This is a genomic window from Nocardia sp. NPDC004711, assembly GCF_053601595.1.
On the sequence record NZ_JBSGCB010000014.1, the window covers coordinates 124,381 to 143,053 of the forward strand.

The 18,673-nt window shown below is 66.5% G+C and carries 19 protein-coding genes and 1 pseudogene; 14 read left to right on the plus strand and 6 right to left on the minus strand.

Annotation, left to right across the window (positions count from 1 at the left end; all coding sequences use genetic code 11):
• Positions 1-10: 10 nt before the first annotated feature.
• Genes ACWEKS_RS16420 through ACWEKS_RS16435 form a run of 4 tightly spaced genes read left to right on the plus strand, consistent with a single transcriptional unit; the run spans position 11 to position 1,636 of the window.
• The gene (locus ACWEKS_RS16420; protein ID WP_452340860.1) at positions 11-625 is read left to right on the plus strand and encodes a hypothetical protein; all 615 of its coding nucleotides are present in this window, start codon (positions 11-13) and stop codon (positions 623-625) included.
• Positions 622-1,008: a hypothetical protein gene (locus ACWEKS_RS16425; protein WP_452340861.1), complete on the plus strand. Its 387-nt coding sequence runs from the start codon at positions 622-624 to the stop codon at positions 1,006-1,008. The genes ACWEKS_RS16420 and ACWEKS_RS16425 overlap by 4 nt, the downstream gene beginning before the upstream one ends.
• Complete coding sequence (locus ACWEKS_RS16430; RefSeq protein ID WP_452340862.1) at positions 1,005-1,343, plus strand: hypothetical protein; 339 nt, start codon at positions 1,005-1,007, stop codon at positions 1,341-1,343. Before ACWEKS_RS16425 ends, ACWEKS_RS16430 begins: the two co-directional genes overlap by 4 nt.
• Positions 1,340-1,636 carry a YbaB/EbfC family nucleoid-associated protein gene (locus tag ACWEKS_RS16435; RefSeq protein WP_452340863.1) on the plus strand — a complete coding sequence of 99 codons (297 nt, stop codon included), beginning with the start codon at positions 1,340-1,342 and terminating at the stop codon, positions 1,634-1,636. The genes ACWEKS_RS16430 and ACWEKS_RS16435 overlap by 4 nt, the downstream gene beginning before the upstream one ends.
• Here ACWEKS_RS16435 and ACWEKS_RS16440 read toward each other — a convergent pair.
• Positions 1,633-1,926, minus strand: a complete 294-nt coding sequence (locus ACWEKS_RS16440) for a hypothetical protein (protein ID WP_452340864.1) — start codon at positions 1,924-1,926, stop codon at positions 1,633-1,635. The genes ACWEKS_RS16435 and ACWEKS_RS16440 overlap by 4 nt on opposite strands.
• A 255-nt stretch (positions 1,927-2,181) precedes the next feature.
• Here ACWEKS_RS16440 and ACWEKS_RS16445 point away from each other — a divergent pair, with 255 nt between their 5' ends.
• Genes ACWEKS_RS16445 through ACWEKS_RS16455 form a run of 3 tightly spaced genes read left to right on the plus strand, consistent with a single transcriptional unit; the run spans position 2,182 to position 4,962 of the window.
• Positions 2,182-3,198 carry a TIGR03617 family F420-dependent LLM class oxidoreductase gene (locus ACWEKS_RS16445; protein WP_452340865.1) on the plus strand — a complete coding sequence of 339 codons (1,017 nt, stop codon included), beginning with the start codon at positions 2,182-2,184 and terminating at the stop codon, positions 3,196-3,198.
• Positions 3,195-4,001: an enoyl-CoA hydratase/isomerase family protein gene (locus tag ACWEKS_RS16450; RefSeq protein ID WP_452340866.1), complete on the plus strand. Its 807-nt coding sequence runs from the start codon at positions 3,195-3,197 to the stop codon at positions 3,999-4,001. The genes ACWEKS_RS16445 and ACWEKS_RS16450 overlap by 4 nt, the downstream gene beginning before the upstream one ends.
• Before the next feature lie 19 nt (positions 4,002-4,020).
• The gene (locus ACWEKS_RS16455) at positions 4,021-4,962 is read left to right on the plus strand and encodes an SDR family NAD(P)-dependent oxidoreductase (protein WP_452340867.1); all 942 of its coding nucleotides are present in this window, start codon (positions 4,021-4,023) and stop codon (positions 4,960-4,962) included.
• Positions 4,963-4,971: 9 nt separating this feature from the next.
• Here ACWEKS_RS16455 and ACWEKS_RS16460 read toward each other — a convergent pair whose 3' ends face one another.
• Positions 4,972-5,589, minus strand: a complete 618-nt coding sequence (locus ACWEKS_RS16460) for a TetR/AcrR family transcriptional regulator (protein ID WP_452340868.1) — start codon at positions 5,587-5,589, stop codon at positions 4,972-4,974.
• Between the two features lie 140 nt (positions 5,590-5,729).
• On the opposite strand from ACWEKS_RS16460, the pseudogene ACWEKS_RS16465 reads away from it, so the two are divergent.
• A pseudogene (locus ACWEKS_RS16465) lies at positions 5,730-6,050 on the plus strand (DUF4158 domain-containing protein); the annotation flags it as partial.
• 257 nt (positions 6,051-6,307) lie between these two features.
• Here the strand turns inward: ACWEKS_RS16465 and mptB are convergent.
• The 3 genes from mptB to ACWEKS_RS16480 all read right to left on the minus strand — a co-directional run bounded on the left by mptB (position 6,308) and on the right by ACWEKS_RS16480 (position 10,273).
• On the minus strand, positions 6,308-8,011 hold the full coding sequence (mptB, locus tag ACWEKS_RS16470) for a polyprenol phosphomannose-dependent alpha 1,6 mannosyltransferase MptB (protein ID WP_452340869.1): 1,704 nt from the start codon (positions 8,009-8,011) through the stop codon (positions 6,308-6,310).
• A gap of 530 nt (positions 8,012-8,541) precedes the next feature.
• On the minus strand, positions 8,542-8,982 hold the full coding sequence (locus tag ACWEKS_RS16475; protein ID WP_452340870.1) for a hypothetical protein: 441 nt from the start codon (positions 8,980-8,982) through the stop codon (positions 8,542-8,544).
• A gap of 157 nt (positions 8,983-9,139) precedes the next feature.
• Positions 9,140-10,273: a pentapeptide repeat-containing protein gene (locus ACWEKS_RS16480; protein WP_452340871.1), complete on the minus strand. Its 1,134-nt coding sequence runs from the start codon at positions 10,271-10,273 to the stop codon at positions 9,140-9,142.
• Positions 10,274-10,634: 361 nt separating this feature from the next.
• On the opposite strand from ACWEKS_RS16480, the gene ACWEKS_RS16485 reads away from it, so the two are divergent.
• The 5 genes from ACWEKS_RS16485 (at position 10,635) to ACWEKS_RS16505 (ending at position 16,190) form a co-directional block, all read left to right on the plus strand.
• A complete protein-coding gene (locus tag ACWEKS_RS16485; RefSeq protein WP_452340872.1) occupies positions 10,635-10,985 on the plus strand; it encodes a hypothetical protein in 351 nt (116 codons plus the stop codon).
• A gap of 42 nt (positions 10,986-11,027) precedes the next feature.
• Positions 11,028-11,234: a hypothetical protein gene (locus ACWEKS_RS16490; RefSeq protein ID WP_452340873.1), complete on the plus strand. Its 207-nt coding sequence runs from the start codon at positions 11,028-11,030 to the stop codon at positions 11,232-11,234.
• A 519-nt stretch (positions 11,235-11,753) separates the two neighbouring features.
• The gene (locus tag ACWEKS_RS16495; protein ID WP_452340874.1) at positions 11,754-12,065 is read left to right on the plus strand and encodes a hypothetical protein; all 312 of its coding nucleotides are present in this window, start codon (positions 11,754-11,756) and stop codon (positions 12,063-12,065) included.
• Positions 12,066-12,476: 411 nt separating this feature from the next.
• Positions 12,477-12,947 (plus strand): hypothetical protein, encoded by a 471-nt coding sequence (locus ACWEKS_RS16500; RefSeq protein ID WP_452340875.1) that lies wholly within the window; start codon positions 12,477-12,479, stop codon positions 12,945-12,947.
• Between the two features lie 231 nt (positions 12,948-13,178).
• Entirely contained in the window at positions 13,179-16,190 is a 3,012-nt protein-coding gene (locus tag ACWEKS_RS16505; protein WP_452340876.1) for a Tn3 family transposase, read from the plus strand.
• A gap of 41 nt (positions 16,191-16,231) precedes the next feature.
• On the opposite strand, the gene ACWEKS_RS16510 is transcribed toward ACWEKS_RS16505, so the two are convergent.
• Positions 16,232-17,758, minus strand: a complete 1,527-nt coding sequence (locus tag ACWEKS_RS16510) for an MDR family MFS transporter (protein ID WP_452340877.1) — start codon at positions 17,756-17,758, stop codon at positions 16,232-16,234.
• Positions 17,759-17,852: 94 nt separating this feature from the next.
• On the opposite strand from ACWEKS_RS16510, the gene ACWEKS_RS16515 reads away from it, so the two are divergent.
• Positions 17,853-18,575 (plus strand): TetR/AcrR family transcriptional regulator, encoded by a 723-nt coding sequence (locus ACWEKS_RS16515; protein ID WP_452340878.1) that lies wholly within the window; start codon positions 17,853-17,855, stop codon positions 18,573-18,575.
• The last annotated feature ends 98 nt before the right edge of the window (positions 18,576-18,673 follow it).

The following is an 18,673-nucleotide window of genomic DNA, read 5'->3' on the forward strand; positions in this document are numbered from 1 at the left end:
GACAACCGATATGCGGACCGGCATTCAGGGCGGAGACCTCACCGCGGTGGACGAACCCGCTCTGGTCACCGCCTTGGTCGCACCGCTGGTGAAGCTGCGCGCGGCTCTGGGCGACGGGACCCGCCCCGGCGGGACGGCCCTGGCGGCGCTGGCGGCGGTGCCAGGCACCGTGCGCTCGGCCGAGGACGCCCACCGGGGCGGGATCACGCCGCTGGCGTCGACCGAGACCGCCGCGGCGGCGGTGCCCGTCCTGACGCGAACGGGCGATGAGGTGGGTGCCCTGGCCGACGTGGCGGAAACCCTTGCGCCGCTGGTGACCTCGGCCTACGCCACTCGCGACAAGGCCGCCGCCGACCTGGATGCCCTCATCGCCGATTTCCGGGCGCAGGCCACGCCGCTGGTGAAAGCCGCACGCTCGCAAGCGGATCTGGACTCGGTGGTGAGCCTGGCCGCGGACTACGTGCGTGACGGGGTGAGCGTGGCCGAAGCTGCCGACGGCCGCATGGACATCCTCACCGCCCGGATCACCAGCATCGACCAGGCCGGGGTCACCGTGCCCACCGGCCTGCCGATCGACAACGACATCAGCACACAGCGCGACGGACAGGCGGGCACGATCTCATGAATTTGTTCGGCGACCTGCCCGGCTTCGCGGGCGGACCGATCGTGCCCGCGCCCGGCACCCCGGTCGCGGTGCCCCCGCCCGGCCCCGACACCGACCCGCCCGAGACCGAGGACTTCGAGGTCACCGGCGATATCCGCGATCACAGCTGGGACGAGCTGCCGACCGCGCGGCCCGGCCACCGGACCACCCTGTGGGACGATCCCGAGCACGCCGCGGCCCTGCAGGGCCCGCTGGCGGCCACCGATCCGGTGCTCGGGGCCGACACCACCACCGAGGCGGGCACCGCGCGCATCGATACGCACACCACCTACCACGAGATCGAAAAGCATTGCGCCGCCGAGTATTCGGTGACTCTCACGATCCAGATCAAGGCTCAGCCATGACCGACCCTGACGTTCCGGTGTTCACCACCACCAGCAGCAACCGCACCATCACCGTGACCGCCACCGACGCCGGCCAGATCATCGAACTCCGTTTCGAGGCCGCCGAATACGGCCGTGGTGCCGCCGCCCTGGCCGCCGAGATCGTGCGCCTGGCCCAGCGCTGCACCCTGCTGGCCCGTGCCCGCCGCCGCGAGGCCCTGGCCGCCTTCGGCCTGGCCGACGTACTCCTGGACCGCCTGGGGCTGCCCGACCCCCACACCGTCGCCGCCGAACTCGCCCGCCTGGACGCCCCCGCCGCCGACACCACCCCGCACAGGTGGGTGCGTGCCCTATGAGCGCCGACATGCAAGCCCTCATCGCTCAGGTCGGCGACCAGCTCGAAGCCCTCACCCTCGCCGCCGACGGCCTGGCCCGAGTCACCGGCCACGCCTCCGGCCTGCACGGCACCATCACTGCCGAGGTGGCCGGCGACGGCACCCTGACCGCCCTGACACTGGCCGAGTCCATCACCGCCCACCCACCCGACCAGGCCGCCGCCGCCATCCTGGCCACCATCACCGCGGCCACCACCGCCGCCGCTCGCCAGCGCGCCGAACTGCTGGCCCACCTCAGCGACACCCTCACCTAGCTGTCCTGGCTGCCGTCCCCGAACAGCGCGAGCTGGCGCGACGAAGCGACCGATCCCCCGATCTTGCGCAGACACCGGGCGCACGTGACTTCCGCCCGGGTCGGCTCCAGCACAGTCGGCGACCACCCGGCAACACCGGTGTGGCACAACAGCTCCGGCACTTCCTCACCCTCGATCCAGTGCCCGAGGCTGACCGCGTGCACGGTACGCCCGGACCGCACGACGGCGTGCACACCCGGGTCGCCGAACACCGCTCGCGCGGCGGAGGCTAGAGGAGCGATATCGGTCATGCGCCCAGACGATAGGTCTGGTCACCGACAAACCGAACCCACCAGGACCTGCTCCGGGCACTCGCCGAAGATCCCCACGCGACTTACGTAATGTCATGTAACGTAACAATAAGGCGAGGGTTCTGTTCCGGTGCCGCATACATCGAGGCTGATGGCCAGGCTCGTGTGCGCCGTTCCGCAGTCCGCAGGGTCCGTGCTCGATCTCGTGGAATTAACGTGTCTAGGTGGTATGTAAATGGCGCAGGTGATCGTCGAATGAAGATCGACGTGCAGTTGGATTGCCGGCCCGAGGACTCCGAGCAGGCAGCCGTCGAGAACGCTGCTCTCGGTGTCGACGGGTTGTTCAGCTTCGAGGGCGCCCACGATGTTTTTCTGCCGCTGGCGCTCGCGGCGCGGGTCGCCGACCTGGACTTCTTGACCAATATCGCGGTCGCGTTGCCTCGCAGTCCCTTGCATCTGGCGCATCTGGCCTACGACATGCAGTCGATCACGAAGGGGCGGTTTCGGCTCGGTCTGGGGTCTCAGATTCGGTCCCACATCGAAAACCGGTACGGGGGTCAGTGGTCGCGTCCGGCGGCGCGGATGCGAGAGACGGTGGCCGCGATCAAGGCGATCCTCGACACCTGGCAGTACGGCACACCGCTGCGGTTCGAGGGCGAGTTCACCCGCCACACGCTGATGACGCCCACATTCGATCCCGGACCGAACCGTTTCGGCCCTCCGCAGGTGTGCCTGGGCGCGTTGGGCCCGGTGATGACACGCACGGCCGCGGAGGTGGCCGACGGCTTGCTGGTGATGCCGTTCGGCAGCCGCCGCCATTTCGGGGAGGTCACCGTGCCCGCGGTCGAGGAGGGCCTGGCGCGAGCCGGTCGCACGCGGGCCGATCTGGCGATCTATCCGCAGGCGATCGTCGCGGTGGGCCGCACACCGGAGCAGCTCGACGCGGCGCGTCACGGTGTGAGACGACTTCTCGCGTTCTATGGCTCGACCCCGGCCTATCGGTCGGTGCTCGAGGTCGAGGGGTGGGGCGGGCTGCAGCCGCGACTGCATCAGCTGGCCAGGCGCGGCGAGTTCGACGCGATGGCCGATCTCGTCGACGACGCGATGCTCGACACCTACGCCGTGGCCGGGACACCCGAGCAGTGCGCGATCGAGATCCGGTCGCGGTTCTCCGCGCACGCCGATCGGGTGTGCTGCTATTTCCCGGGCTACTCCCCCAGCGGTCAGCACATCGCGGATCTGGCCCGCGCGGTCAAGGACAGCGCCGCATGAGCGGGGTGCGGGTCGAGATCGTCGACGGTGTCGGGCTGGTGACGCTCGATCGTCCCGCCAAGCGCAACGCTTTCGACGGGCCGATGGGGCGGGCACTGGGCCGGGCCTACCGCCGGTTGGACGAGGATCGGACGGTGCGGGTGATCGTGCTGACCGGCACACCGCCCGCGTTCTGCGCCGGGGCCGACCTGTCGGCGGGCGCGCAAACCTTCGCCGCACCCGAGGATCCGGGCTTCTCCGCCTCACCGATCACACCGCCGGCATTCGATCTCCGCACACCGGTGATCGCTGCGGTGAACGGGCACGCCATCGGCATCGGGCTCACCCTCGCTCTGCAGGCCGACATCCGTGTGATGGCGGCGGAGGGGAAATACGCGATCCCCCAGGTACGCCGCGGGGTGATCCCGGACATGATGGCGCACTGGACCCTGCCTCGGATCGGCGGGATCGCCGTTGCGGCCGATCTCCTGCTGACCGGTCGGACGTTCGACGGCACCGAGGCCGTCAGCCTGGGACTGGCGTCTCGATGTGCACCCGCGGACCAGGTGCTGGCGACAGCGATGGACATCGCTTCCGACATCGCGACCAACGTGGCGCCCCGGTCGGCGGCGTTGAGCAAGCGGCTGTTGTGGGACGCCGCCCGCACCTCCGACACCCCCGAAGTGGTGGCCGCCCGCGAGACCGCGGTCCACCGGCAGCTGATGGGAACCCCGGATGCCCGCGAGGGGGTGCGCGCCCACCTCGAGCGCCGCGCCCCCCGATGGGCCCCGGCGGAACCTGTGACCCACGACCACGCCGAGTAAGAGAAGAGGCCCTCCGGCAATGGGAAACACCAGCAGATTCGGTGCGACGACGGTGACCGACGAGGTCCTCGCCGACGCCGACCTCACCGGCCACGTCGCACTGGTGACCGGCGCCACCAGCGGGCTCGGTGCCGAGACCGCGCGGTCACTGGCCGCGGCCGGCGCCGAGGTGATCCTGGCGGTGCGGGACATCGCAGCCGCCACCGTGCTGTGTGAACGGATCCGTGACCGGCATCCGCACGCTGTGCTGGACGCGGTCCACCTCGATCTGGCCGACCTCGGCAGCGTGCGGGCGGCTGTGCATCTGTTCACTGCCCGTCGGCAGCGGCTGAACTTCCTGATCAACAACGCGGCGGTGATGTACACGCCGTTCGGGCACACCACCGACGGGTTCGAGCTGCAGTTCGGGATCAACCATCTCGGCCACTTCGTCCTGACGACCGGCCTGCGCGCTGCACTGTCGGCCGGTGCCCAGCACACGGGTCACCCCAGCCGTATCGTCACGGTCTCCTCCGACGCCCACCACCGGTACCCGGCCGACCTGGGTGACCCGAACTTCCATCGACGCAGCTACGACAAATTCGCCTCCTACGGTCAGTCCAAATCGGCCAACATCCTGATGACCGTCGCACTGGCCGCGCGGCGGACCGGGGACGTGCACGCCTTCGCCGTGCATCCAGGAGTGTGCGCCACCAACCTGGCCCGGCACATGTCCCGCACGGACTTCACCGAGATGCGCCGGCTGTCGAGCCGCGACCCCGGCCTGCTGCGCACCCTCAAATCGGTGCCCGCCGCGGCGGCAACCACGGTCTGGGCGGCGACCGACGCTCGACTGTCCGAACTCAACGGCGCTTACCTCGCCGACTGCGCGCCGGCGCAAGCCAGTGCCCATGCCACCGATCTCGACACCGCCGGCGCGCTGTGGGAGTTGTCCGAGGAGCTCACCGCGCACCGGCCGTGACCGCACCCCTCACCTGCGTGCCGTATTCGCGCCGGCGACCTCGCTGTGTCGTGCCGCGACCACATAGAGTGCGCCGGCGAGGGTTTCGACGTAGGCGTCGGCATCGTCGAGCCCGCGTCGCAGCCCGCGCATGGACGTGGAATCGGCCAGGAGATCGAACAGGAATTCGGTGTCGACATCGGCGCTGATTTCGCCGCGCTGCACGGCATGGTCGATCAAGTCCGAAAATGCTTGTCGCACAGGCGCACCCAGGGCGGTCAATCGAGCCCGTGCCTGTTCGGTCTGGGTGTCGGCCAACAGCCCCGGAAAGCCCGCGCGCGCAGCGGGGCGCGCCGCGCGGGCCAGGAAGGTCTGGACCCAGGTCTTCAGATCCTCGCGCAGGTCACCGGTCTCCATCGGCAGCGGATGCCCGCCGGGGCCGTGCACGGCCTCCTCGATCAACGCCTCCCGAGTCGGCCAGCGGCGGTAGATCGCCGGCGTATTCACACCCGACTGCCGTGAGATCGCCGCGATCGTCGTCTGTTGGTAACCGACCTCGGCCAGCAGGCGACGAGCCGCCACCAGCACGGCCTGATCCTTCGATTCGTCCCGTGGACGCCCGATCCGCGGCCCCGCTCCTTCGCTCATAGTTCCATGTAATCACGCTACGTTTCTGCGGACCAGAATCTGGCAGTGACGGGTTGCAGAGGCTGACCACCCTGCAGATATGGACTGTTCAGACCGCCGAGCGCCCTAGAATAGTTATGTGGCACCCCGTTACGTAATTGGTGACTTACGGCGACCCGAAAACCGTCCTGCACCTGTTCGCGCGACTCCACACCGCCTCGGCGCCACCCCTGGGCGGGGGCGCGGCCCTGCGGAGCGACTGGGTCTGTCGGTGGCGTTGTGCACGTTTCCGTGGCTGGGGTTCGTGCCGGACAAGGTGGCCGCCGGTCGCGGTGGCGCGTCTGGCCGAGCAGCTGAAAGTCGATGCGTCCCTGATCCGTTCGTACGGTAGGCGAGCGCAGACGCGCACCGAGCGTCTGCGGTTGGTCGCCCAGCATGTGGGGTGGCGGCCAGCTGGGGCGATGGAGCTGAAGGAGCTCGACGAGTTCCTGTTGGCGCGGGCGATGGAGCACGATTCACCAACGCTGTTCCTGGCCACGCTGGGCCGCCGCCTGGACGACGAGGTCTCGGCCCACATCAGCCCGGCGCACAGCGAGAACATCTTCTTCGGCGCGATCGAGGTCGACATCGACGCCGAACTCGCCCAGCTCGGCCCCACCGGTTACCGACCGCTACGAGTACGCGACACCCTGTTCCAACCCCAGCGGGCCCGACCGACGCGAAGGACGAACCAGCGCGGTTACGCTGCGTCGGCGCGTAGCGCCTTCGGGACCGAGGAGCTATCACCGGGCCGGTACCTCCACGGCAACGCATTACGGGTCAACGCGATGAACAGCACCGACACGAAGACGACAGCGCAGGCAGCCTCGACAATCTGAAAGACCGCGAACTCGGCACCGCGTGGCATCTCCAAAACTCCTACTACCACAGAGAATGCCACCGCCGGCCCTCGGAACGCCGGCTTCGTCGCCCACGCGGCCAGCGGCACGATCGCCCACAGCAGATACCACGGTTGCACCACAGAGGACAGCAGCACGATTGCACCCACCGACAGGCCGAGCGCACCGATCGGGTGCAGGCGCCCGGTCCACGTGGCCACCAGCATGCGCAGGCTCAGGAACGCGGCTGCCGCCATCGCGAGCGGGCGCGTGAAGCTCAGCAACGCGGTGGTGTGATCACCCAAACCCAGGAGTACACCGCCGAACCCGGTGATGATGCCCAGAGCAGTCGGAAGCGACAGCCAACTGCGTACCGCATTGGCCGTGCCGAGGGTGTAGATCCAGCCGAAACCGAGGCCACTACCCCAGCAGACCAACAGGGTGGTCAGCGCGGCGATCACACCGAGCGCCATCGCGGCACGAATCACAGGCCCGATACGGCTGCCCCACTGTCGAGCCAGCGCCATGCCGACGAACCCCAGCGCGATGATCGCCGGAGCCTTGACCATGGCCGCTAGCGTGATGAGCACTGCGCCGAACCCCAGCAGCACCCAGGCGCGCCCGTCCAAAAGCGGAGATGAACCCGTATAGATGTCAACGCCGACGGGGAGCGCGCGGAGACAGTACTCCAGCCCGACCAGCATGAGTCCGAGCATCAGCGTGTCGTTGTGCACCCCGGCGACCAGGTGGAACAGCACCAGCGGATTGGCCGCGCCGAGCCACAATGCGCTCACCGGCGCCACCCCGCAGCGGCGCGCCAATCGCGGCAACGCCCACACGATCAACGCCATCCCGCCGAGTTCGAGCAGCCGATGCGACCAGACCCCGAGCAGGATGTTGTCACCGGTGATCGCAGCGATCCCGCGGCCGATCCAGAGAAACAGCGGGCCGTATGGGGCGGGCGTCTCACGCCAGATGTTGGGCACGTTGTTGGTGAGCACATTGTCCAGGCCGAGCCCGGTTGCCGGACCCACCACGTAGGGGTCCATGCCACGCTGCGCGATTTCGCTTTGTGCCAGATAGGAATACACGTCGTTGGAGAACATCGGCGGGGCGATGATCAGCGGAGTGATCCACAGCAACAGAGTGCGGTCGAGCTGAGAGCGGCTGATCCGGTGCGCGGGAGCCTTTCTGGTGCCGCCGACCACGAATCTGCCCAGCAGCAGCCAGGCCAACACCACCGCGACCGTGCCGATCATGCACATTGCCAGCATGGATGTCGGCATCCGCGCGAACAATCCCATCACCCGCACTCCCGACACCGGGTTCTGATGCACCGGCTGAGCGCCCACACCCAGCGCGCTGATCGCCATCAACACTGTTCCAGTGGTGCCGAGCATCCGGATCCGTCCGAACTGCACGGCTTCCCGGCGATCGAGCCCCGGCACCTCTGCCTCGTCGCTGTGCAGGTCGGCGATGGAGTGGTCGGCGGGCGGTGTGTCCAGACCAATGGCCCGACGTCCTAGGTCGATGCTCCTGCGCCGCACGCTTTCTCCCACCCCCACAGCAACCGAGCCTAGCCGCACCACATCGGTAGGTTGGTCGACCTCGGTTCTGGCAGGTCACTACGATTCGCTCCTCCCACGATGCGAGCGCTGTGTCGCGGAAACGATCGCTTTCGAGATCCGTTGTGCGGCAGCCAGCTTCGCTGGATGGATCGGTCTTGGAACCCCGTCTCCGAACCTACGTTTCCAGTGCCCGGGCTGCGGGCCACGCCCTCTACGGCCAGCTTCAGGTGAGCCTGTCCCGGGACCGTTAGGAAAATGATGGTCAGCCGACCTCCCTCGCGTATTCGGCGGCGGTGAGCAGGCGGTCGGTAGAGGCCGCCCGCCGCCAGCCTGATCTTGTACAGCCATGTGCCGTACGCGTCGGCGTTCACTCCCCGGGGGGAGTCGACGGCGTCAGCGTTTGTATGCGGCTTTCCGGGCCGGCGAGCGGGCTTGTCACAACCGGTCGGTGCCCGATCGTGGCCTATCGATGATGAGGCCGATACGGCCCATGTGGTCCGGTCGATGGAGGTGCGGCCCGCGTTTTGTCAGCTGGCCGAGCCTGTGGGGAATCCGGGGCCGACCTTCGTGATGTCGACGGTGATGGTTTTGGTCGATGCGCCCTGGGTCGCGGTGAGGGTGTAGGTGCCCGTGGTGGCGGGTGTCCAGTCGTATCCCAGCAAGGTGGTGCCGTCGTCGTTCCTCGCGACCACGCGGCCGTTGATGCTCAGTGATGCGGGGGTGTACTGGTCCTCACCTACCAGCGTGACGGTGACAATGCAAACTTTCCACGTGGTGGTGCAGGGGACGAAGCCGCCTTCGCGGATGCCGGAAGAGGTATCGGCGGTGAAATAGTCGATTGCCGCCGATGCCGGGGGCGCAAGGAGTGCGGGGAAGAACAGTGCACCTGCCGCGATCGCGGTCAGGGGTGCCAGTCGGTTGATCAAGGTTTCCTCCCCGAGCGAGGCCCGGATTTCGCCGGACCCCATATGAAATGCAATTGTTTCATATTGAGGTGGGGTGGAAAGGGTGTCAAGGCAAAGGAATTGGGGGGTGCTCGAACCGTGCTCGACATAGGTTCTTTGCCCGAGGTGCGGACGCGGCGACCCAAGCCGAGGTGTTCGTAAAACGATCGATTCTCGACACTTACGTGCTGGTGGATGGAGGCACACCAGCAGGAGGCCAATCCTGCGGCTCGACATTGCCAGGCTTCTGAACTATGTCCTGGTCCCAGTCGAACGTCGGCGCTGGCGGACCCCACTGCCGTGGATTGGCGAACGAGACAATTTCGCCACTAAAATCCGCCCTTTTGAAGTCGGTGGTGCCGGAGAAGGTCGCGCCCCCGAACCTAGTGGCGCCGGAGAAGGCCGCGTCGTCGAAGTCGGTGTCACCCGAGAAGATCGCACCCCCGAAGTCGGTGGTGCCGGAGAAGGTTACGCCCCCGAACCTGGTGGCGCTGGAGAAGGTCGCGCCCCCGAACCAGGCGTTGCCAGAGAACGTCACGTCCCCGAAGTCGGTGGTGCCGGAAAAGGCCGCGCCCCCGAACCAGGCGTTGCCAGAGAACGTCGCGCCATCGAAGCGGGCGGCACTCGAGAACCTAACGGCACTGAAATCGACGTCCTCGAGGTATGCGGTTCGAAAGTCGAAGTCACTTGTCGACCAACCATACTCAGCGTTTGGTCGGAGATGGTCGGCGATAACGCGGACGATGGTTGCGCGTACTTCTTTGTCGTTGTGCCGGTACTCGAGGTGGCGCTCAGAGTCGTCGGCGCGGGTGCCGTCCGCGGTCGCGCGGTGATGCTTGAGGACCAGCTTGCTCTGATGGTTTGCCCCGAGTTCAGGGCTGTAGGGCAGTCGGAGGTAGCCGCACGGGACCTCGATGCATTGCTGGCGGCGCAGATCAGCGGATTCGTCAGCGACGCCGGCCATGGCGTAGACCCCGGCGATGCGGACAGCGACGTCTGTCGCACCGAGTTGTGCGGCCGCAGCACCGAAACGTTCGATAAACCGACCCTGCTCGATATCGCGCTGCCGCCGGTAGGCGATCACCAGCGCGACCACACCACCCACGCCGGCCACGACGGTCAACGCGATACGAGTGACGTCGATCTGGGCAGCGGGCTTGGTCGTATCCACCGGCGTGACCCAGCGCAGGAACCCATCGGCGGCGACTGCGATGGCCAGCCCTCCGCAGAGCGCTGCGAAGATCGCCGGAAACAGGCCGATTCCTCTAGTGAAGCGACCAATTGCCTTGTTGCTCTTTCGCACCCACGCGAGCACCGCTCGATTGTGCTCGAAACCATGCCTTCACCGCTCCCGATTCGCCGGCACGCTGTCCTGGTTGACGAACGGGCTTCCGAACGCCGCCACCGGCGAGGACGCGAACGGGCCCGGTGAAGGCGCTTGCGTTCGTTCACCATCGTTTTCCGAACGTGCGATCTAGCGCGCACCGTTCCCAGTAATCGACGATCGGGCGGCAGCGTGCCAGTGTCCGGACCGGATGACAGTTTCACGGGTCTGATCAGGAATTTTATGATCTTGGTAAGCGTGAGACTAGCCACGTTTTCTAACGTCATCGATGTTCAGCCCCAGGCTCACCTGGGGCGCGACTTTCTTGCTCGAATCACTACCCAGGGGAACCATGAAGCACACGATCATCGCCGGCGTCATCGCCGCAGCCGGCACCTTGCTCGTCGCAGCCCCCGCCCACGCCGAAAACTACGACTACCCCGGGTCGTGTCTAGCGGTTCGTAACGACACCGGTCGTACTCTCGCGTTCACGATCGACAATCCGCAGTACGCCGGGCCGTGGGTCTACGCCGTCGGCGAGTACTCCACGGCGACGACCGGCGACGGTCGGCTGGTCCAGTCCAGCAGCGGCGCCTACAATCTCACTCCCTCCAACGCCGCCACCACCAGCAGTTGGGCGTACGACGTGTATATGAATCGGGACGCGGGCTGCAACGGTTCGTGGATCGTGACGTTCAGCTAGATCGCTGATGGCATAGCGGTCGCCGGTAATGTGATCTCGGCGGTGTCCCCGGCCGCCGAGTTGCGCCGGATGGGCGTCTCGCTCGTCGACCCGGGCGAGGAGGTCAAACCGGCCGTCGATGACCTGCTGCGCGATTACCAGGACCGGCTGCGGGTGGGCAACACGCGCATGACCGCCGCCGCACGCGCCGAGCTCGACGACGCGAGCGTGTCCTCAGAAATGCGGTCGACCAGAGCGTCCCACTCGTAGCTGTCTTCCACGTGTTTCCCTCTGCGATCGTCAGCGTCCGGCCGATGCGGAGCGTAACAGAATCCACTGCGGCCGAAGGGAACTCGTGCGATCACTACGACACTGTGCGACTGGCCGGCCACACCAGCAGCGAGGCGGAACAGGCTTCGTCGGAAGCTGACCGTAGAGGGCGTGCCCGCAACCCGGGCACTGGAAACGTTGATTCGGAGACGGGGTTCCAAGACCGATCCATCCAGCGAAGCTGGCTGCCGCACAACGGATCTCGAAAGCGATCGTTTTAGAGACAGAAATCGGTGAATCTCGGCGACACCGGCCCCAGATCCCGCCACATCATGACGGGCGTATCGTCCGGATATGGGTGACGGCATGCCCACAACCTGCGGGTGGTGCGGTGCCCGGCTGCCGAGCGATCGGGCCGGGGTCCGTCGCTACTGCCGGCCCGCGCACCGGCAGGCTGCCTACCGGGCCCGCCGGCGGGAAGCCCGGTCGGTGTGAGCGGCGGTCAACCCGCAGGTTGCGATGGCGTTCATCGCCGAAGACCTGACCGTGCAGATCGAGGTAGTGAAGGAGCTGGTCGCCGACCTCACCCCGTACGGCCGCCTCGCTGCCGGTGGACTGCACAGCGTGGCGGTGGCGCCCTTCCCGGACCTGGTCGAGGACCTGATCAGCTGCGCGGTCATCGCGGACCGCCGCTCCGGAGCGACGTGGGCTCAGATCGGTGCGGCACTGGGTCTGACCGCCGACGCCGCCCGCGCCCGTCACGGCCATCGGCAGCTCGCCGTGGAGTGGCCGATCCCGGCTACCGGCGGGAATGAGAGTTCGCGACGGTAACTCCGAACCCAAAACGGCAGTCCGGGGTGCACCCCAAACGAACAGGTTCCCGAACACCCCCTCCTGCGGGAACGCCTTACCGCCGGGCAGAGCTGCTCGCGTTCGGCCGACCATCGTTTTCCGAACGGCCGCCGCTTCATTCGATCAGGTGCCGCCGTGGCAGCGCGCAAGGGGGAGGGAAGGTGGCGGGCGCACTCGCCGTCTCTGCGAGGAAGCCGAGCGATGTCATCGAGGAACTCCGTAGCCGGGCAGCCGGAACGGCGGGTTGCGGCATGGCGGGTCGGCCGGGATGTTCGGGGTGTCAATACCCCAAATTGTGAAACGGATTCAGTTCTGAATGTTGGCCGAGTCGTTAAACTCGCCGACACCCGGTGGCCTTTCTCCGGGGGGAAGCAAGGAGATCTACCAGCCATGAAGCTGAAACCACTGGCGTGCAAGGGGTTCGGTATCTTGACTGCCGCCACGGTAGCGAGTCTCGCACTCGGGGCGGCACCGGCCTCTGCCAGCATCACCGAACTCGGGGCGGAGTGCCCGATAAGCGGGTACGAAGGGTCCGACCCCAGGTGTGAAAACTCGCACATCTGGGTTGGCACTACGGACTCGACTCCGGTGTGGCTCACCGTCAACGGCACTGTGCTCGGCGGGAGTCCCTTCCCGGTGACGCTCTACGCTGCCGGCGGCGGCTACGGGGCCGGGGTGTACCTCGACTGCGCCGAAATAACGTTGCATGTCACCGCCATGCAAAAGAGCGCGGACGGCACGATCACCAGCCAGAAGTCGATCGATTACACACCTGCCTACCCGCGGGTGGGGAGCACGGCCCAAAGCATCTTGGCCGGTAGCGCCAGCGGCTCGGCCAGCCCCACCTGTCACGTTGTGTAAGGACAGCGTGAGTAGATGCATCCCTGAGGTCAACTGATCCTGCCCATCCACAAGCCGCTGACCATCGTTTTCCGAACAGTTCGGGGTTCCGGTAGTAATCGCCGAAAATCCAACGAAGTTCGGGATGTGCCCTGGTAAAGGGTGATTCGCCGGTTCCGGGTGCGGAGCAGGGTGGTTGGTGCTTGGCTTGGCTGCCGATGAGGTCGGTCGGTGTGCCGGAAGGCTGGGTTCGTGGCGACGCGGGTATTCGCTGATGAGGAGTTGCAGCGACTTCGGGAGTTCCCGGAGATCAGCCGCGATGAGCTGTTCCGGTACTTCACGCTCAGCCCAGCAGATTTGGCGTTCGTCACGCCACAGGGTCGAGGGGCGAGTGTGCGCCTGGGCTTGGCCGTGATTCTGTGCAGTCTGCCGTGGCTGGGGTTCGTTCCGGACAAGGTGGCTGCGGCGCCGCCGGTGGCGGTGACGCGGTTGGCCGAGCAGTTGAATGTCGATGCGGCGCAGCTTCGTTCGTACGGTCGCCGTGCCCAGACGCGCAGTGAACATGTGCGGCTCGTGGCCCAATATCTGGGCTGGCGCGCGGGCGGAGCAATCGAGCTGAAGGAGCTGGATGAGTTCCTGCTGGCGCGAGCGATGGAGCATGATTCGCCGACACTGTTGTTCCGGCTGGCGTCCGAATACCTGATCTCGGCGCGGGTGATCCGGCCGGGCCCGGTCACGCTCGTGGAGCGGGTCGCGCACGCGCGCAACCAGGCTCAGGCCGAGACGTATGACCGGCTGGTACACGAGCTCACACCGCAGCGCTGTCAGGACCTGGATGCGCTGCTGGTGGTCGATCCGTCACTGGGGATGTCGAGGTTGACGTGGTTGTCGACCGGTCCGGTGGAGGCTTCCGCGGCCGCGGTGAAGGCCGAGGTCGACAAGCTGGGGTTCCTGCGCGGGCTGGGTGCCGACGCCCTGGACATCTCGGTGCTGCCCGCGGAGCGGCGACGGTTCCTGGCCACGATGGGCCGTCGCCTGACCGGTCAAGCGCTGGAACGGCGTGATCCGCAGCGGCGGTATCCGATCCTGCTCACACTGCTGACTCAGTCGGCCACCGACGTGCTCGACGAGGTGGTACAGCTGTTCGACCAGGCGATCTCGGCGAAATTCAGCACTGCCGAGAAACGGATGCGCGACGAGCTGGCCGAACGCGGCAAGACCGGCGAGGACCGGCAAGCGCTGCTGGACGATCTCCTGGCGATCGTCACCGACATGCAGATCCCCGACGAGGAGATCGGCGGATTGATCCGCGGCGAGAACATCGGATGGGAGCGGTTGCGCGCGGCGATAGCGCAGGCCAAGCCACGGCTGCCCCGCGATCACGGCCATTTGGCTGCCCTGGATGCCTCGTATTCGTATCTGCGGCAGTTCACTCCGGCGGTGTTGTCGACGGTGCGCTTCGCCGGCGGCACCGCGGCCACCGAGCTGCTGATCGCGGTGAACATGCTGCGCGAGCTCAACGCCACCGGCGGCCGGAAGGTCTTCGACGACGCGCCGACCGGGTTCGTGCCCACCAAATGGCGCGGCTACCTCGACGAAGCCCGAAAGTCGGGCAGCGCGACCGCCTACCGGCACTACTGGGAGCTGTGCGTGCTGCTCGGCCTACGGGACGGCTTGCGCAGCGGCGATGTGTACGTGCCAGGCTCACGCCGCTACGCCGACCCGGCCGCCTACCTGCTCACACCCGAGCAGTGGGAGCCCCAACGCGCCGAATTCTGCCGCCTGGTCGGCAAACCCGCTGATCCGGCCCGCGCGCTGGCCAGCGCCACCGACGAACTGTACGAGGCTCTCGGCGAGCTGGAGACGGTGCTGGTCGAGGGCGACGGCCCGGTCCGTCTCGACGAGGACGGTGATCTGGTGATTTCGCCGTTGACCGCCGAAGATGTCCCGAAGGAAGCGAAGGCGCTCAAGGCCGAGCTCACGGAGATGCTGCCGTTCGCGCCGATCGTGTCGCTGTTGATCGAGTTGGACAAGCGCACCGGCTACCTGGACTGCTTCACCCAGGCCTCGGGCAAGCAAGCCCGCAGTCCCGAGCTGAAACGCAACCTGATCGCGGTCCTGCTGGCCTTCTCCACCAACCTTGGTCTGACCAGGATGGCCGAAGCCTCCGGGATCTCCTACGACATCCTCGCCTGGACCTCGGAGTGGTACGTGCGGGAGGAGACACTGCGCGCCGCGAATACGGCGCTGATCGGCTACCACCAAAGCCTGCCGCTCACAGCGATTTTCGGTGCGGGCACGCTGTCCTCTAGCGATGGCCAGAGGTTCCCTACGCGCGGCAAGTCGATCACCGCCCGAGCCCTGAGCCGCTACTTCGCCCACGAAGGGCTCTCCACCTACACTCACGTCACCGACCAGCACGCCACCTACGGCACCAAGGTCATCGTCGCCACCAGACGCGAAGCGCACTATGTGCTCGATGAAATCCTCGGCAACGCAACCGATCTGCCGATCACTGAACATGCCACCGACACTCACGGCGTCACGCTGGTCAACTTTGGGCTGTTCGATCTACTCGGCATGCAGCTGTCCCCACGCATCCGCGACCTGGGGCGCATCACCCTGTACCGGGCGGGGCCACGCTCCGAGGCGGAATCCCGATTCCCTCACACAGGCCCGTTGCTGACGCGCAAGCTGAATCTGGATCTGATCGCCGAGCACTACGACGACCTGCTCCGACTGGTCGGATCGCTGAAGTTCGGGCACGCCACCGCCTCGCTGCTGGTCGGCAAGCTGTCCGCGTCCGGGCGGCAGAACGCCCTCGCAGCTGCGCTCAAGAAGTACGGGGCGTTGCGCAGGACGATCTACGCCGCGAAGTACCTGTCGGACCCGGACTACCGGCGCAGGATCTCCCGCCAGCTCAACAAGGGCGAATCCCTGCACGCATTGCGTCGCGACCTGCTCTACGCCCACGAAGGCATGATCCGCGCCCGGCACCTGGAGTCCCAGACCGAACAGGCCTGGTGTTTGACCTTGGCCACCAACGCCGTGATCGCCTGGACCGCAGAGTATTACGGGTTGGCGGTGGAGCAGATGCGCCGCGAGGGGCGGCGCATCGACGACGAGGTCCTCGCGCACGTCTCACCCGCGCACAGCGAGAACATCAACTTCTTCGGCGCGATCGAGGTCGACATCGATGCCGAACTCGCCCAACTCGGACCGACCGGTTACCGACCGCTGCGGGTTCGTGACACCTTGTTCTGATCGACACCTGGCGTGCCGATCAGAACAAGAATCTCGAGTGACTACTCCTCGGTCGTTATCCCGGAGCTGACCGCGGGCCGGTCATCGACGGCGCCGGTCCTGGAATCCTCCGGTGCGGAGACCCGTGAAGACCGTCGCGGCAGCATCAGCGCGGGTACCACCGCTACAGCGCCGATCGCGAGTGCCCACCAATAGGTTTGGGTGAACGCGTGCGCCAGCGTGTGGGTGATTCCGTCGGTTGGCACTGTTGTCGTCAACGCGTTCGCAACGGAACCCTCGTGTTCGATGTTGCGTTGGACCAGCACCAGCAGCGCCGCGACTCCGAACGAACTCGCCGCACGGAGGCTGACGTTGGTAGCGGTTGTGGCCGAGGGGATTTCGGAACGCTGCAACGTCTGATAGCTGGCGCTCATCGCGGCGGGCATTATCATGCCGTGCCCGAGGCCGATCACGAACAGCGTGGCCACGACCAGGGCATTGCTGGTGTCGGGGCCGATCTGGGTGAGACCGAGGATTCCCAACAGCACCAGAGGCAGTCCGATGAGGATCAGCAATCGTGGAGAGTGCTTGTCGGTCAGTTTGCCGGTGATCAGCGTCGTCATCATCGCGCCCAGCCCGAGCGGCGCGACCATAGCTCCCGAACGCAGCGGGCTGTCGGCGTTGACGGTCTGGAAATACAGCGGCAGCAGCGCCGTCAGGCCGGACAGAGTGCCGATATAGGCGAAGACCAGCACGTTGACCGCGGTGAAGTTTCGATCCCGCACCAGCCGAACGTCGACCAGGGCTGTGGCACCCTTGCGGCGAGCATGCAGGACATAGCAGGCGATCAGCGCAACTCCGGCGAGCACGCTGGCGACGACACCGATATCGGTCAGCCTCGTCCCGCTGCCCGCCCGCGCGGTGCCGTACACCAGTGCACCCAAACCCGGTGACAGCAGCACCAATCCGACGATGTCGAGCCTGCTGCCACGGTCACGGACCTCGTCGGTCGGCAATAGCCGGATCGCGGCGATGACGGCCATCGCGCACAGGGGCACGTTGATGTAGAACATCCACCGCCACGACAGGTGACCGAGGATCAGCCCGCCGACTGTCGGACCGAGTACCGGGGCGAGCATCGCGGGTACCGCGACCGCGCTCATGACGCGGCCCATCCGGGCGGGGCCGGCGGCACGGGCCAGCATCGTCTGCCCGATCGGCAGGATCATGCCGGCGCCGAAGCCTTGCAGCACTCGGAACGCGATGAGGCTGGTGATGTTCCAGGCCATTCCGCACAGCACCGATCCGGTGATGAACAGCAGCAGCGAGGCGATCCACATCGTTTTCGGGCCGAACCGCATGATCGCCCATCCCGACAACGAGATGCTGGCCGAGAGCGCCAGGGTGTATCCGGTCAGCACCCATTGAATCGCCGTGAGCGACGTATGGAACTGAGCACCAAGGGTGTTCACTGCGACGCTGGTGATCGTGGTGTCGAGGATCGTCATGATCGCGCCCAGGACCACCACGATTACGAGTTTGCGCAGGGCCGGGTCGAAGTCGGTCGTTTCCGTTCGAGGTTGTGTCATTGCGAGGTTTCCCCACCATCGTTATCGATACACTGTATCGATAACGATACGGCGTTCTGTCAAGCGATACGGTGTCTCGGGTAGACTGCGGACCGTGGAGCTGCATGATTCCGGCGAAGACAACACCGCGTCTGGCACCCCGATTTGGGCGCGCGAGACGCCGCGGCGACGGCCTGCGGTGACCAGGGACGACATCGTTGCCGCCGCAATGGAACTCGCGAATACCGAGGGCCTCGACGCTGTGTCCATGCGTCGGGTCGCCGCACGGCTGGGCGTCGGTCCGATGGCCCTCTACACGCACATCGACAGCAAAGACGATCTGTTCGACCTGCTCGCCGACGCGCTGGCCGGTGAGATCGTCCTCGACGAGGGTGATCTCACCGCGGACTGGCGTGAGTCGATCACCCGTGTGGCCCGGTGCGAGCGCGCCATGATCAAACGGCACCCTTGGGCCACCGATCTGGTCGGCAAGCGCACCACGATCGGGCCGAACGCGCTGCTGCACATCGAGCAATCACTCAAAGCGCTGGACGGGCTGGGTGTTTCACCGGCACAGGCGACGCAGATCGTGCAGGCAGTCGATCAGTACACGACTGGATTCGTCCTGCGGGAGACCCTGGCATCGTCGCCGGAGTCGTTCGGGCTCGACTCGCCAATCGGTGCCTATCTTCGTGATGCGGCGACTGCGGCCGGCCACGAGCGGCTGACCGAACTACTCCAACGCAATCCGTCCGAGCTGCCTGACCCCGACGAGAACTTCGAACAAGGACTGCGCTGGCTGCTGGAAGGTATCGCGCGCGACACCAGCGCTCCGTGATCCTAGAGGCGTCTCGGAAACGATCGTTCGCGAGACACCTTGGGCTTCCAGGGATTCCCGCAGGTCGAATGCCACCGAATCTGCACGGTTGCCGTGTA